This window comes from Pseudoteredinibacter isoporae (genome assembly GCF_040372805.1).
GTDB classification, from domain to species: domain Bacteria; phylum Pseudomonadota; class Gammaproteobacteria; order Pseudomonadales; family Cellvibrionaceae; genus Pseudoteredinibacter; species Pseudoteredinibacter isoporae_A.
Map to the genome: position 1 here is coordinate 145,741 of NZ_BAABWJ010000010.1, position 14,776 is coordinate 160,516.

Genomic DNA, 14,776 nt, shown 5'->3' on the forward strand with positions numbered 1-14,776 from the left:
GTTAGCTATGCAGCAGCAAGTGATTGAGTTGCCAGGCCACGGCATTAAAGTGGCCAACGATTTGCCCTTCGTGTTATTTGGCGGAATGAACGTTCTTGAGTCCCGCGATCTCGCTATGAGTATCGCTGAGCACTATGTGACGGTATGTCAAAAGCTGGGCGTTCCCTACGTTTTCAAAGCGTCCTTTGATAAGGCCAATCGCTCTTCTATTCATTCTTTCCGTGGCCCGGGCCTGGAAGAAGGCTTGAAGATTTTTGCCGACATCAAACAGACTTTTAATGTACCGGTGATTACCGATGTACACGAAGTGCACCAGGCTGTCCCTGTAGCTGAAGTTTGTGATGTGATTCAGCTGCCTGCGTTTTTGGCTCGCCAGACTGATCTGGTCGAGGCCATGGCCAAAACCGGCGCTGTAATTAATGTGAAAAAACCACAATTCCTGAGCCCGCCACAGATGAAAAATATCGTGGAAAAATTCCGTGAGTGTGGCAACGAGCAGGTTATGTTATGTGAGCGTGGCGCCTGTCACGGTTACGATAATCTGGTTGTCGACATGTTGGGTTTTGAAACCATGAAAGAAGTGAGCAATGGTGCCCCCATCATTTTTGATGTGACACATGCGTTGCAGTGTCGTGACCCAATGGGCGCCGCTTCTGGCGGTCGTCGTGCTCAAGTTGCTCAACTTGGCCGTGCTGGCATGTCATTGGAACTGGGTGGCCTGTTCCTTGAAGCGCATCCGAATCCCGATCAAGCCAAATGTGATGGCCCGTCCGCCTTGCCGCTGGACAAGCTGGAGCCATTCCTGGCCCAGATGAAAGCCGTTGATGACTTGGTGAAATCTTTGCCGACGCTGGATATCCAGTAGAGCAAGCACAAATACTTATTCGTTTAAAACTGATACACACCTATAGCAGGAGCATCTTTAGCTATGACTAAGATTGTTGATATTAAAGCCTTTGAAGTACTGGATAGCCGAGGCAACCCAACGGTGAATGCCGATGTTGTTCTGGAGAGTGGCGTTGTGGGTAGCGCCTGTGCACCTTCTGGTGCCTCAACCGGAACCCGTGAAGCTCTGGAACTTCGTGATGGCGACAAAGGTCGTTACCTGGGTAAAGGTGTTTTGAAAGCGGTTGCCAATGTGAACGGCCCGATTAAAGATTTGCTGCTTGGTATGGACGTTGCTGATCAGCGTGGTCTGGATGAGGCGATGATTAACGCCGATGGCACCGACAACAAAGCCAATTTTGGCGCAAACGCCATTCTGGCTGTTTCTCTGGCAGCGGCGAAAGCGGCAGCTGCGGATAAAAATATTCCACTGTATCAGCACATTGCCGACGTTAATGGTACGCCGGGTCAATACAGCATGCCTGTGCCAATGATGAACATTATCAACGGTGGTGAGCACGCCGATAACAATGTGGATATTCAGGAATTTATGGTGCAGCCTGTTGCGGCCAAAACCTTCACCGAAGCGTTGCAGGTGGGTGCTGAAATTTTCCACCAACTGAAAAAAGTATTGAGCGCAAAAGGCCTGAATACTGCCGTAGGTGATGAAGGTGGTTTCGCGCCGAACCTGGCCTCGAATGCCGATGCTCTGGCGGTAATTAAAGAAGCGACCGAAGCCGCTGGTTATAAGCTGGGTGAAGACGTGACTCTGGCTCTCGATTGCGCGGCTTCTGAATTTTACAAAGATGGTAAATACGATCTTTCCGGTGAAGGTAAAGTCTACGATGCGGCTGGTTTCAGTGACTATCTGGCGGGCCTGTGTGATGACTACCCGATCATTTCCATCGAAGACGGTCAGGATGAATCTGACTGGGACGGTTGGAAATACCAAACCGAAAAACTGGGCGAGCGTGTTCAGCTGGTGGGTGATGACTTGTTCGTGACCAACACCAAGATTCTGAAAGAAGGCATCGACAAGTCCATCGCAAACTCCATTCTGATCAAATTCAATCAGATCGGCTCTCTGAGTGAAACGCTGGACGCCATCAAAATGGCGAAAGATGCAGGTTACACTGCAGTGATTTCCCACCGTTCCGGTGAAACCGAAGACACCACGATTGCAGACCTGGCGGTTGCCACGGCTGCTGGCCAGATCAAAACCGGTTCTCTGTGTCGTTCTGATCGCGTGTCGAAGTACAACCGCTTATTGCGCATCGAGGCTGAATTGGCTGAGCAGGCGCCGTATCGCGGCCGCGCAGAATTCAAAGCCTAAGCGTAAAGTTCTATTTTCGCTCTCCATCGGCCAGCTCGCATACGCGGGCTGGCCGATTGTGTTTTATGGCTATTCACAGTTTGTGCAAAACTGTTTACCCTTAATGCCAATTAACTGTTCCCTGGAAACCCTTGAACACCATCAGGTACCTCAATTGTGAATGCCGTTAAATGGATAAGCCTACTGCTATTGCTGCTCTTTTTGGGGCTGCAGTACCGCTTGTGGGTGGGCGAGGGAAGCCTGGCGCATATCGCTCGACTGGAGCGTGAACTTGAGCAGCAGGAGCAGACCAATGAACGCCTCAAGCAACGCAATAAATTGCTGGAAGTCGAAGTGGAAGCGCTGCGTAAAGGCAATGAAGCGATCGAAGAAAAAGCCCGCCGCGATATGGGCATGATCAAGGAAGGCGAAACCTTCTATATGGTTGTGGAGCCCAAGGATTCATGAGCACCCGATATTGGGCGGTGGTGCCCGCCGCCGGGATAGGTTCGCGCATGGCCAGCGATCGTCCCAAGCAGTACCTGTCTTTGCAGTCTAAAACCGTTATTGAGCATTCCCTGGCGCATCTGCTTTCCCATGAAATGATTGAAGCGGTGTATGTGCCCTTGGCTGAACACGATGCCTACTGGTCTGAATTGACGATCAGCCATCACCCCAAAATCAAATCCTTACCGGGCGGTCGAGAGCGAGCCGATTCGGTTTTGAATGCCTTGAATGCCATTGGACATGTGGCGGCTGAGCAGGACTGGGTGCTGGTGCACGATGCCGCTCGCCCGTGTTTGCGAGCGCAAAGCCTGGATCAGATGATTCGCCAGCTGAGCGAAGACGTGACCGGGGGTATCCTGGCCAATCCAGTGAATGACACGATTAAAAAAGTGGTGCAGGGCAATGAGATTCGTGAGACGGTTGATCGCCGTCAGTTATGGCAGGCTCAGACACCACAGATGTTTCGCTTCGGGCGATTGCGAGACAGTTTACAAGGTGCATTAGAGGCCGGCGCGAACATTACCGATGAAGCCAGTGCCATAGAATGGGCGGGGTACTCCGCTAAAGTGATTAATGGCCCGAGTGACAATATCAAGATTACACGTGCTGAAGATTTGCCTTTGGCAGAATTTATTCTGGGGCGCCAGCGACCGCCTCTTTAAATCAGAGGCCTCTTCTGGAAAATAAGAAAGGAGCCAGTGTGGCGACAGCAATACGAGTTGGACAGGGGTATGATGTCCACGCCTTTGAAGCGAACGAGCCGTTCAAAACGCATATCATGATTGGCGGGGTCAGCATTGATCATGAGCGTGGTCTGAAAGCACATTCTGATGGTGACGTTTTATTGCATGCCCTCTGTGATGCGCTTTTAGGCGCGGCAGGGCTCGGGGATATTGGCAAGCACTTTCCGGATACCGATACGCAGTACAAAGGCATTGATAGTCGAGAGTTGCTGAGATTAGTGGTCCAGAAATTGTCCGAGTTACAGTATCAGCTGGTCAATGCCGACATGACTATTGTGGCTGAAGCGCCCAAAATGGCTCCCCATATTTCTGCCATGCGCGAACGCATTAGTGCGGATTGTGCCTGCGACCCTGGGGCCATCAATGTGAAAGCAACCACTACTGAAAAGTTGGGCTTTGCTGGACGCAAGGAAGGTATCGCCGCTTATGCCGTCGTCCTGATTGAAAAGGCGTAACCGCCAACCCCAGCCTTTGGAAACAGAGTCCTACTGGATCGAACAACGTGACCGAACTGAATGTAAATTTTTCGTATGCCTATGGTGAGCCTTTGGGGAGCGCCGGCTTTCGCTGTGAATTTGAAGACTTTCAAGTCTATGAGCGGCTGCCTCGAGAGCCAGAAGGTGAGGGGGAGCATGTCTATCTGTATGTTCGCAAAACCAATAACAACACGGCCTGGATTGCCAAACAGCTCGCCAAAGCCGCGGGTATCCAGAATATGGATGTGGGCTACGCCGGGCTGAAAGATCGCCGTGCGGTGACAGAGCAGTGGTTTAGTCTGTACATGCCTAAAGGCATTGAACCGGATTGGCGAAATCTCGACATCCAGGGCACCGAGGTGCTGACGGTCACCCGTGGTCGCAGCAAATTACGCCGGGGCGATCATGCTGATAACCGTTTTGTAATCCGCTTGCGTCAACCCGATGCCGAGTTGGAGGCACTGGAAGCTCGTTTGTCTTTGCTTGCTCAAGGTGTGCCCAATTATTTTGGTGAGCAGCGCTTTGGCGCCGATGGCGGAAACCTCCAACGTGCTGCCCAGTGGTTTGATGAAGGCGTCAGCATTCGCAATCGTCAACAAAAGAAATTCATCGTGTCGGCGGCACGTTCCTACCTCTTCAATCGCGTTTTGAGCGAACGTGTTCAGAACGGCAGCTGGCAGAGCATCTTGGCAGGCGAATGCTTACTTGACGGTAAGGCCTCTGGGCCGATGTGGGGGCGCGGACGCCTGGAATCCACGGCTGAGGTGCTGGCATTGGAAGAACGGGTGCTCGCCTCTATGGGGAACTGGTGTGAACGCCTGGAGCACCTGGGCCTGCGCCAGGACCGGCGAGCTTTGGCTCTGCGAGCCATCGATTTGAAATGGCAGTGGCAGGATGGAGATCTGGAGTTGCAGTTCAGGCTGCCGCCCGGTGCTTATGCGACGTCATTATTGCGCGAATTATGTCATTTGGAGCAGCCCGAAATAGTCGAAGAGTAGGGCAACTATGGTATATTGCGGGGTTTAGCCGCCAGCTGTTGGTGAGAGTTGTGAGAGAACAGCGAGGGCGTGGTAAGAGTGTTAATTAAGGACAGTGTGTGAACCAGAATTTACTGCAAGGCTTGGGGATGACCTCCCAGCGTACCCGAGAGCGTTTGGTGCAAAGACTGATGGACCAGGGCGTCTCCAATTGGGAAGTGTTGGATGTAATGCGCAATACCCCGCGCCATATCTTTCTGGATGAAGCGCTCTCACACCGAGCTTACGAAGACACGGCCTTGCCCATCGGATTTGGGCAAACCCTGTCCCAGCCTTATATCGTTGCCCGCATGACTGAAATACTGCTCGGCGCCGCTGGCAGTTTGGATAAAGTGCTTGAAGTTGGCACCGGCTCCGGTTTTCAAACCAGCGTTCTAGCGCAACTCGTGAAACAGGTTTACAGCGTAGAACGCATTAAGCCCCTGCAGGACAAAGCCAAGCAACGATTGCGTGATCTGGGATTGCGCAATGTACGTTTCAAGCACACGGATGGCGGCTTTGGTTGGCCTGAAGTGGGTCCGTTTAATGCCATACTCAGTGCCGCTGCACCTCAGATTATGCCCAAAGAACTTCTGGCTCAGTTGGCGCCCAATGGGGTGCTGGTGATTCCGATCGGGGGGGAGCAACAGGAGTTGCATCTAGTCATGCGCGATGGCGACAGTGATAACTTTATTACCCAGATACTTGAGCCGGTTAAATTCGTGCCCCTGAAGTCTGGAACGATCGATGCCTGAGTTCGGCCATCGACGCAATACTAAACAATACGTCGGTCTGGTTGCCAAAGGCATGGCAATGGGCGCGGCAGATGTGGTACCGGGGGTATCTGGCGGTACGGTAGCGTTTATCAGTGGCATCTACACTGAGTTAATTGATTCCCTTCGCTCCATCAAGCCCGGCCTGGTACTGACCCTGTTTAAAGAAGGCCCCTTAGCTGTCTGGCGAGAAGTGAATGGCCCTTTTCTGGCGGCGGTATTTGGCGGAATCTTGCTCAGCGTATTCTCACTGGCCAAACTGATCAGTGCAGCCCTGGCTCACTATCCTATCTTTATCTGGTCTTTCTTCTTCGGTTTGATCCTGGCATCGGCGGTCCTGCTCTGGCGACAGATATCGGAACACAGTTTAGCGACCATGGGGGCATTGGTTTTAGGTGCGTTTGCGGCCTATGCGGTATCCAAATTGGGGTTTAGTGAGTTGGAAGTGTCGCCGCTGGTCTTGTTCGGAGGCGGCGCCCTGGCCATTTGCGCAATGATTTTACCGGGCATCTCCGGTGGTTTTATTTTGTTGATGTTGGGTTTGTACCAGCCAGTTATTGATTCCATTAAGAACCTTGAGATTCTCAATCTACTCTATGTCGCCGCTGGTGCAGCGATAGGACTTGTCGCTTTTTCCCACGTGTTGTCGTTTTTATTGCACCGCTTTCGTGCACTGACCATGGCCAGCTTGACCGGTTTTCTGTTCGGATCATTAAATTTAATCTGGCCCTGGAAGCAGGTCATCAGCGCTCGAATCAATAGCAAAGGGATTGAGGTGCCACTGCTTCAGGAGAATGTGTTGCCTGGTCAATTTGAGTTGCTGACAGGCATGCCATCACATTCCCTATTGGCGGGTTGTTTTTGCGCCATAGGCTTGCTCTTAGTGATACTTTTGGAGAAATGGGGAAATAAAGAGCAAAATTTCTGATCGAGAAAACGATCACTAAAACGATGTATCTCGGAAAAACGACTTTAGTTCCTGAAATTAACGACTTTTGCTAGGGTGTTTTTAGATTGTTTTGTTATTGATTGTTCTGTTTAATCACAGAAAATCATAATAATTTGCTAGAGTTCTGACTGTAGTAGTGACTTAAATCACAACTTTAGTATGAAACGGGGGAGAGCCATGAAGTTAGGGCTGTTCAATATATTGATCACTCTGCTTTTGCTTGCCTGCTCAACAGGCGGGCATATTGCCCCTGTTCAAGAAAGAAAACAACCTCCGAGCCAAAAGATTGGACACCATGTCGTCAGCCAAGGCGAAACCCTCTACGCGATCGCGTGGCGCTATGGGGTGGATGTCAAAACTTTAGCTCAACGTAACGGTTTATCAAGCCCTTACACCATTTTCCCCGGTCAAAAGCTGTCCCTTTGGACCAGCAATTCCAGTCGCAAAACGCCTCGTCAGCTTGCGAAAACCAGCAAAAGCGCCCCCAAAGCAGTTCCTAAATCCAGCAGCAGTAAACCTAAAAAACCGAAGACGAAAACTAAATCGGCTCCCAAAGTGGCTTCAGGCGCCACAAGCAAGCCGCGTTCAAAAACAAACACACGGCCCGGGTCTCCTAAGAAAAGCCAAACTCAGAGCCAAGCTGGAATTTCCTGGCGTTGGCCCGCTAAGGGGCGCTTACTCGCGCGCTTTAGCGGGCCGAACGGGCTGAACAAGGGTATTGATATTGCCGGTAATTTGGGAGAGCCTGTTGTCTCTGCCGCTTCTGGACGCGTTGTATACGCCGGCAATGGATTGCGGGGTTATGGCTTGTTATTGATCATCAAACACAATGAACAATACCTTAGTGCCTACGCCCATAATAATAAGTTGCGTGTAAAGGAAGGCGATATCGTTAAAGGCGGGCAGAGAATTGCCGACATAGGATCAAGTGGTGCTAATCGAATGAAGTTGCACTTCGAGATTCGAAAAAACGGCAAATCGGTCAACCCCTTAAGTTACTTACCCAAACGTTAATGGGTTGATGTGGAGAGTTAAGACCAGCGTTGCCGATTGAGACACCACAGGCATTGCTAGCGACCCAGGAAGGGTGGGTGCATGCGAGTCTTAGGTGTGGAAGCCAGATTCCACAAACACTAATTTGAAATAAGGTACAGGTATCGACATGGCAGTCCAGAATCAAGAAACACATGTTGGTAAAGCAGAGTCGGATCCTATTGTAAAAGCTGATGGTGGAGAGGCATTAACCACCCTTCCACCAGATGAGCGCGACAGTAAGTCGTTTGACGCTACCCAGTTGTATCTCAATGAGATTGGTTTCTCCCCCCTGCTTAGTGCAGAAGAAGAAGTATACTTCTCACGTTTGGCTCTAAAGGGCGATGAGGCAGCGCGTAAGCGTATGATTGAGAGTAATTTACGCTTGGTAGTGAAGATCGCTCGTCGTTATGTAAGTCGTGGCCTGGCACTGTTGGATTTAATCGAAGAGGGCAATTTGGGGCTGATTCGAGCGGTCGAAAAATTTGACCCGGAACGTGGATTCCGCTTCTCCACCTACGCCACCTGGTGGATACGCCAGACTATTGAACGTGCCATTATGAATCAGACGCGAACCATTCGTTTGCCGATTCATGTGGTCAAAGAATTGAATGTATACCTACGTGCGGCCCGTGAATTAACTCAGAAGTTGGATCACGAGCCAAGCCCGGAAGAAATCGCTAAGCTGCTGGATAAGCCGGTAGCCGATGTTGAAAAAATGCTGGGTTTGAATGAGCGCGTCACCTCCATTGATAACCCAGTGGGGCCAAGTTCAGAAAAGACCTTGTCGGAAACGATTCCCGACCAACACGTATCGGATCCATCGACATTATTGCAAAACAGCGACCTGCATCAGAATCTGGATTCCTGGTTGGACGAATTGACTGAAAAGCAACGTGAAGTGGTTGCACGTCGTTTCGGACTGCGTGGCCATGAAACCAGCACACTGGAAGAAGTTGGGCGCGAGATTGGATTGACCCGTGAACGTGTCCGTCAAATTCAGGTTGAAGCACTGAAGCGCTTACGCGGTATTTTGGAGCAGCAAGGTTTGAACTCTGAAGCGTTGTTTGGCTCTCTGGGCTAACCTCGCTGCTTGACGACTCCTAGGTTTGAAAAGCCGCTTTTGAAGCGGCTTTTTTTATGGGTGACCATTGGGTGATGACATGGATACCCCACTTTACAAGACCAGGCTTTCATCCTCTTTGCCGCCCTTGAGCAGACGGATGGATTGATCGGTTACTTCAAATTCCCACATCGAGCAATAATCTGGCCGGCACTGCATGACTCGGTCGTCGTTACGCGCGACAGAGACGACGGCATTGATCACCACAAAATGGCAAAAAATTATGCTGTCTGGTTGCTCGTACAGCGCGTTGAGAATGCCTTCTCGCCAGCCCTTAACCTGACGTTCCTGTTCGGACCAATGTTGTCTGAATACCTGGCGTAGCCACAGGCCTCTATCGGCCAGGCTTCGATCGCCGGAAGGAATTTCAGTGAAACGAGTATCGATACTCGGCTGGATACCGGGCAGGGCAATACAGGCTGTTTCCTGCGCGCGAGCCTTGGGGCTACTCAGAATCGCCGCACCCACAAAAGGAGTTAAGGCCTCCTGAATGCTGGCGGCTTGTAGTCGACCGGTCTCACTGAGCCCTGGATCGGTTTCTTCGCCCCAGCTGGCAGCTGCTTGGCCGTGGCGCACTAATATGATCTTGCTCATAGGCTTTCAACAGGCATAAAAAAAGGGCCGGAACCTGTGGGGTTCTGGCCCTTTTATATCATCTCTTAGCGTTCGAGATATTGTAGTTTGTTTTCGACGCCATCCCATTCTTCAGCGTCGGCTGGAGCGTCCTTTTTCTCGGTAATGTTCGGCCAGACTTCGGCCAATTCCGCGTTCAGCTCAACGTACACCTCTTGACCCTCTGGGACTTCATCTTCTGAGAAGATGGCATCTACAGGGCACTCGGGCTCACACAGAGCGCAATCAATACACTCGTCGGGGTGAATGACCAAAAAATTTGGGCCTTCATAAAAACAGTCTACCGGGCAGACTTCAACGCAATCTGTGTGTTTACACTTTACACAGTTGTCGGCAACGATAAATGTCATGCTAGCTCCTTAATTATGCTTAGGCTAATCCGGCTCTTGTCGGCCTTTTTACAAATCGGCGCGCATTTTAGCAGTATTTTGTGCCGCTTTGTTGGTTCAATTCGGTCTAATTATAGACACATTTGATCTACTTGATTCAGAACAGCATAAAATTTCGCGAACTAAGAATCACTTAGATTTAGTCCCCGCTTCTACATCATCGATTTCAAACGGTACAGCGCTTCAAGGGCCTGACGTGGGGTCAAATCATCCGGGTCTAGAGTGGACAAAGCGTCAACTGCGGCGTGATTACTGGCAAACATATCCGACTGCTGAGGATTCGGGTCGACTGAAGGTGTTACCGCGCCCGGTAGATCTTCAGTGACCGAGTTCGGCTGATCGACTATGACCGTACTGTTTTCTTGAGCCGGGGTGTCGTCGCTCGTCATGGTCTGCAATTGATGATTGGCGTCGGCTTCCAGGGCAGCCAATTGCGCTTTCGCTTCGCTAAGCACGTCGGTGGGAATGCCCGCCAGCTTGGCTACTTGAATACCATAGCTTTGACTTGCCGGGCCTTCTTCAATGTTGTGCAGGAAAATAATATTGTCGTTGTGTTCGGTTGCAGACAAATGCACATTTGCCACGCTGGCTAAGGTCTCAGGCAGCTGAGTCACTTCGAAGTAATGTGTCGCAAACAGAGTAAAGGCGCGTACTTTACTGGCAAGGTGTTGGGCACAGGCCCAGGCCAGGGACAGGCCGTCGAAGGTTGACGTGCCTCGTCCGATTTCATCCATTAACACCAGACTGTGTTCGCTGGCGTTATGGAGAATATTGGCGGTTTCGGTCATTTCAACCATAAAGGTTGAGCGGCCACCAGCGAGATCATCTGAAGAGCCAATACGCGTAAAAATTTTATCAACCAAACCAATATTGGCGGCTTGTGCGGGCACAAAACTGCCAATTTGCGCGAGCAAAACAATCAAAGCGGTCTGACGCATATACGTCGATTTACCGCCCATGTTCGGGCCGGTGACAATCAACATGCGACGATCATCGTGAAAGTTAACATCGTTTGGAACGAACGGGCCGTCCAGCACTTGTTCCACTACAGGATGACGACCTTGTTCGATTTCAATGCCGCTTTCTTCTTTTAATGTTGGCCGAACCAAACTCAATTGGTCGGCACGCTCGGCCAAATTATTGAGCACATCCAATTCGGCAACGGCGGCGGCTGAATCTTGCAGAGGCAGCAAATCCTTATTGATGATTTCAACCAATTCTTCGTATAGGGCTTTCTCACGTGACAGCGCGCGGGATTTCGCGGACAACGCTTTGTCTTCAAATTCTTTTAATTCAGGGGTAATGAAACGTTCAGCATTCTTCAGGGTTTGTCGGCGAATGTATTCAGCAGGCGCCGATTCAGCCTGCGCTTTTGAAATTTCAATAAAGTAGCCGTGCACTCGGTTATAACCGACTTTCAACGTTGCAATGCCGGTGCGCTCGCGCTCCTGGGTTTCCAGGTCGATCAGAAACTGTCCGGCATTGTTGCTGATGTTGCGCAGTTCATCGAGTTCAGCATCATAGCCCTCTGCAATGACGCCGCCATCTCGAATCACCACGGGTGGGTTCTCTTCGATGGCTTTATCCAACAGACTGACCAGTTCGGGGAATTCTGAAATTTGTGTGGCCAGGCTCTTCATTCGTGACGTATCCAACTCAGCGATCTGTTGTTGGATTTGCGGATAGCAGGCGAGTGAACTCAGTAATCTGGACAGGTCTCGCGGGCGAGCCGAGCGCAGGGCAAGGCGGCCTAAAATTCGTTCCAGATCACCGATATTTTTTAACTGTTGTTGCAACAACTCGTAGCGATAACCGTTTTGCAGTTGAGCAATCACTTCCTGGCGTTGTTGCAGGGTATCCAAATCGCGAAGTGGACGATGCAGCCAGCGGCGCAGCAAGCGGCCGCCCATGGAGGTCCCCGTTTGATTCAGTACCTCATACAGTGTGTTGTCCTGTTCGCCATTGAGGTTGCAATCCAGTTCCAGGTTTTTACGTGTGGAAGCATCCATCGCGACGGCTTGATCGCGGTCTTCTGCGCGAATAGAACGAATATGGGGCAGTGCAGTGCGCTGGGTTTCCTGGGCATAGGCAAACAAACAGCCCGCCGCCGCGATAGCGAGTGGTAGATGCGCGCAACCAAAACCGCTGAGATCTTTGGTTTCAAACTGCTGGCTCAATAGACGCTCGGCGGTTTCCAGTTCAAATTCCCAGGGCGCGCGTCGACGCAAACCTGGCCGTTGAGCCCACATGGGGTTATCGGCCAACTCCTCCGCCACCAGGAGTTCTGCCGGATTCAGGCGTTGAATTTCACCTTGTAAGGCATCATCGCCCTCAACCTGCAATATCCAAAAGCGCCCGGCGCCAATATCCAGAGCCGCAATGCCGTAATGAAAAGCACTGCGGTCCTCACTGGGCTCGGAATGAATCGCGACCAACAGATTGTCCTGGCTGCCATCCAGCAGCGCTTCATCACTGATGGTACCGGGAGTTACAACACGGACGACTTTACGCTCAACAGGCCCCTTGCTGGTTGCAGGGTCGCCAATCTGTTCACAGATAGCGACGGACTCACCCGCCCGCACGATTTTCGCCAGGTAATTGTCCGCCGCATGGAACGGAATCCCAGCCATGGGAATGGGGTCTCCGCCGGATTTCCCCCTCGCGGTGAGCGTTACATCCAGCAAACGCGCCGCTTTCTTGGCATCGTCATAAAACAGCTCGTAGAAATCCCCCATGCGGTAAAACACCAACTCATTGGGATGCTCTGCCTTGATCTTAAGGTACTGCTGCATCATGGGTGTGTGAGTGGTTTTGGCGGAGCTGGATTTTGAAGTGCTTTTGGTCATTAAAATGGCTTTTAGTCTATAAAAATCAATAAGTTATGAGTTTTGGCTGTTTTGAATTTCTTTTTCGAGGCTGGGAAACACGAAGCAAAAGTGCCAGAAATAGTACTTTTGTATTGTGTGTTGTGGTTTTGCACGACGAAGAAAAAGCAGCAAATCGCAAGCAGTGCAGCATACCAAAAGTGCTTGTAAACCACTATCGGTTAAGGCTATAGAAGCTATGAAGCCCGAGTGTAAACCTTTGGTCGATGTGGGAGAAAACTCAGGCCTTAGAGTGATTTGTAGCAAGGGTGGAACTAAGACGTTATGGTATCGATATAGAAGCCCCACGGCTATTGATAGTGAGGAAGGCCAATAACATTTCCGGAAATGTCCTTGGTTGGGGCACGCGTGGAGGTTGAGCGGCTCAAAATCAAACGAAAGAATGGTATATGCCCCAAAACTGAGCGTGACAAAGCCATGGCGCTGAGGGAAAAAAGGGCTCGAGAGCCTGTGCTTAACAAACAAGCACAGGCTCTCACCATAACTAAGATGATCGACTTATACCTTTGACCTTTCCCCAGAATTAGAACCCCTTGCTGGATGAGATTTTCATGCAGCACGACATATGAGTTACAGTTCAGTTGGAAACATGAAATTATTTATGTGGCTATAAGTCTATTGCCTGTCGTAAACGCTGAATATGCGGAGGGGTTTTGCCTTCCTGCTCTTCATTTTCTCCGAGTGACCAGTATAATGTATGCGATAAAAATCCATTTTTTTGCGTAGTCGAGACTTTAAAATCTTGTATTGCTCTTCCTAGTACAGGAGCTAGTTTGCCAGCTATAAAGTCTCCCTTAAGAAGCCAGGGGCTGTCAAAATAGATATTTTTCCATACTGTTGGTGAGAACAAGGCTGCGTGGTGAGGTATTTCACATTTGATTTCTGAGTTGCCATCTCGTTTGTACTTCTTTTCGAACGAGAAGTGTTCACTTTTTCCTTTTCTAGTTGTTCTAGTTTCAGGTTCGGGAGGGCAAGTTGGAAGCTCGCGGTTTGTTTTTCTTAATTTAAACTCCTCTTCATTATTTGCAAGAAGAATTTCTGCGTGTGCCAAGGGGCTTCCTAAAGTAATAAAGTCTGAAATTTTCCAGGGGCAGCCGTTATCCGAAAGCTCTTTTAGATAATCTCTTTGTAACTTTTCAGTATTTTCCAGATTTTCACTTGTATTATTCTGAAGGGCCTCTTCGAGGGCTTTTAGGGCACATGTCTTATGTTTATTTTCTAGGTGAATTTGGTCATGAACTTGCGCCCAAGCATGAGTCAAAATGTCGTATCCAATTACTGAGCCTAAACTGTGCCCAACAATAATGATTCGCTCATAATCTCTGTCATGCAATGATTTTATAAGCTCTACACCCGCATTTCTTATCTGAGAGCGTGTATGAATGTTAGTGGGTGCAGGGTATAAATAGCGTGCTGCATCGCCAAGTATTTCCCTAATGGCCCACCCTGTGGCGGGCAGAATTAAGACACTTAACATTGCAAATACAACAGCCTGAAGCCCTTGATCTGCTGTACTAGTGCCCAAATATATTGCTCTTATGAAACAGAATAGAAAAATCAGTATGATTACCCACAATCCCCAGTAAAGCTGATGAAGTCGCTCTGGTACAGTGGAAGGTAACCTGAACAAAAGCATTTTTGCCCAGCTGATTACATGAGAGGTGTTCGTTCCTTGTATCAAGTGAGCCCAATAGAATTCAAAGAAATCAGTTCTAATTCCACTTCTATTTGAGGGCGTTGTTAGCCTCCTGAGCTCAAAGCTGCCAGATAATCGATCAGGTTTGCTCCAATATAAGCTAGAATTGGGAATGTGCGGGTGGTGTACCTCCGTATTGGTAGACCAGACAGCATTCACAAACCCCCGTAGAGTATCCATCGGCTTTTGATCACCAATGCCATGAATCAGTAATAAAGCTTGTTTCTTCTTTGTCATGATTTTCCTTATCCCGCAGACCTATCGGATCACATAAGTGAATGAAGGTTTAAGATTCACACCATAATGGTAATAGCAAGATTTAACTTTCCTCTAAAGTAGATTCAAATTTCAATAATA

Annotated in this window: 14 protein-coding genes; 10 read left to right on the forward strand and 4 right to left on the reverse strand. The window is 49.8% G+C overall.

Annotated elements, in window-relative coordinates; all coding sequences use genetic code 11:
- Positions 1-7: 7 nt before the first annotated feature.
- The 10 genes from kdsA (at position 8) to rpoS (ending at position 8,777) form a co-directional block, all read left to right on the forward strand.
- Complete coding sequence (gene kdsA, locus ABWW03_RS17310) at positions 8-865, forward strand: 3-deoxy-8-phosphooctulonate synthase (RefSeq protein ID WP_353410444.1); 858 nt, start codon at positions 8-10, stop codon at positions 863-865.
- A gap of 63 nt (positions 866-928) precedes the next feature.
- Positions 929-2,218 carry a phosphopyruvate hydratase gene (gene eno / locus ABWW03_RS17315; protein WP_353410446.1) on the forward strand — a complete coding sequence of 430 codons (1,290 nt, stop codon included), beginning with the start codon at positions 929-931 and terminating at the stop codon, positions 2,216-2,218.
- 156 nt (positions 2,219-2,374) lie between these two features.
- Positions 2,375-2,665, forward strand: a complete 291-nt coding sequence (gene ftsB, locus ABWW03_RS17320; protein ID WP_353410448.1) for a cell division protein FtsB — start codon at positions 2,375-2,377, stop codon at positions 2,663-2,665.
- Complete coding sequence (gene ispD / locus ABWW03_RS17325) at positions 2,662-3,366, forward strand: 2-C-methyl-D-erythritol 4-phosphate cytidylyltransferase (RefSeq protein ID WP_353410450.1); 705 nt, start codon at positions 2,662-2,664, stop codon at positions 3,364-3,366. The genes ftsB and ispD overlap by 4 nt, the downstream gene beginning before the upstream one ends.
- Before the next feature lie 50 nt (positions 3,367-3,416).
- The gene (gene ispF / locus ABWW03_RS17330; RefSeq protein WP_353410527.1) at positions 3,417-3,902 is read left to right on the forward strand and encodes a 2-C-methyl-D-erythritol 2,4-cyclodiphosphate synthase; all 486 of its coding nucleotides are present in this window, start codon (positions 3,417-3,419) and stop codon (positions 3,900-3,902) included.
- A 47-nt stretch (positions 3,903-3,949) separates the two neighbouring features.
- Positions 3,950-4,921, forward strand: coding sequence for a tRNA pseudouridine(13) synthase TruD (gene truD, locus ABWW03_RS17335; RefSeq protein ID WP_353410452.1), 972 nt, complete (start codon positions 3,950-3,952; stop codon positions 4,919-4,921).
- Between the two features lie 128 nt (positions 4,922-5,049).
- Positions 5,050-5,694: a protein-L-isoaspartate(D-aspartate) O-methyltransferase gene (locus ABWW03_RS17340; RefSeq protein WP_353410529.1), complete on the forward strand. Its 645-nt coding sequence runs from the start codon at positions 5,050-5,052 to the stop codon at positions 5,692-5,694.
- Positions 5,687-6,640 carry a DUF368 domain-containing protein gene (locus ABWW03_RS17345; protein ID WP_353410454.1) on the forward strand — a complete coding sequence of 318 codons (954 nt, stop codon included), beginning with the start codon at positions 5,687-5,689 and terminating at the stop codon, positions 6,638-6,640. The genes ABWW03_RS17340 and ABWW03_RS17345 overlap by 8 nt, the downstream gene beginning before the upstream one ends.
- A 198-nt stretch (positions 6,641-6,838) precedes the next feature.
- Positions 6,839-7,675 (forward strand): peptidoglycan DD-metalloendopeptidase family protein, encoded by an 837-nt coding sequence (locus ABWW03_RS17350; RefSeq protein ID WP_353410456.1) that lies wholly within the window; start codon positions 6,839-6,841, stop codon positions 7,673-7,675.
- A gap of 148 nt (positions 7,676-7,823) precedes the next feature.
- On the forward strand, positions 7,824-8,777 hold the full coding sequence (rpoS, locus tag ABWW03_RS17355; RefSeq protein ID WP_353410458.1) for an RNA polymerase sigma factor RpoS: 954 nt from the start codon (positions 7,824-7,826) through the stop codon (positions 8,775-8,777).
- A gap of 93 nt (positions 8,778-8,870) precedes the next feature.
- Here the strand turns inward: rpoS and ABWW03_RS17360 are convergent, their stop codons facing one another.
- From ABWW03_RS17360 to ABWW03_RS17375, 4 genes are all read right to left on the reverse strand, one after another.
- Positions 8,871-9,410 (reverse strand): histidine phosphatase family protein, encoded by a 540-nt coding sequence (locus ABWW03_RS17360; protein WP_353410460.1) that lies wholly within the window; start codon positions 9,408-9,410, stop codon positions 8,871-8,873.
- Between the two features lie 65 nt (positions 9,411-9,475).
- Positions 9,476-9,799 carry a ferredoxin FdxA gene (gene fdxA / locus ABWW03_RS17365; protein WP_166848450.1) on the reverse strand — a complete coding sequence of 108 codons (324 nt, stop codon included), beginning with the start codon at positions 9,797-9,799 and terminating at the stop codon, positions 9,476-9,478.
- 191 nt (positions 9,800-9,990) lie between these two features.
- A complete protein-coding gene (mutS, locus tag ABWW03_RS17370) occupies positions 9,991-12,684 on the reverse strand; it encodes a DNA mismatch repair protein MutS (protein ID WP_353410463.1) in 2,694 nt (897 codons plus the stop codon).
- A gap of 646 nt (positions 12,685-13,330) precedes the next feature.
- On the reverse strand, positions 13,331-14,656 hold the full coding sequence (locus tag ABWW03_RS17375) for a hypothetical protein (protein WP_353410465.1): 1,326 nt from the start codon (positions 14,654-14,656) through the stop codon (positions 13,331-13,333).
- Positions 14,657-14,776: the final 120 nt, after the last annotated feature.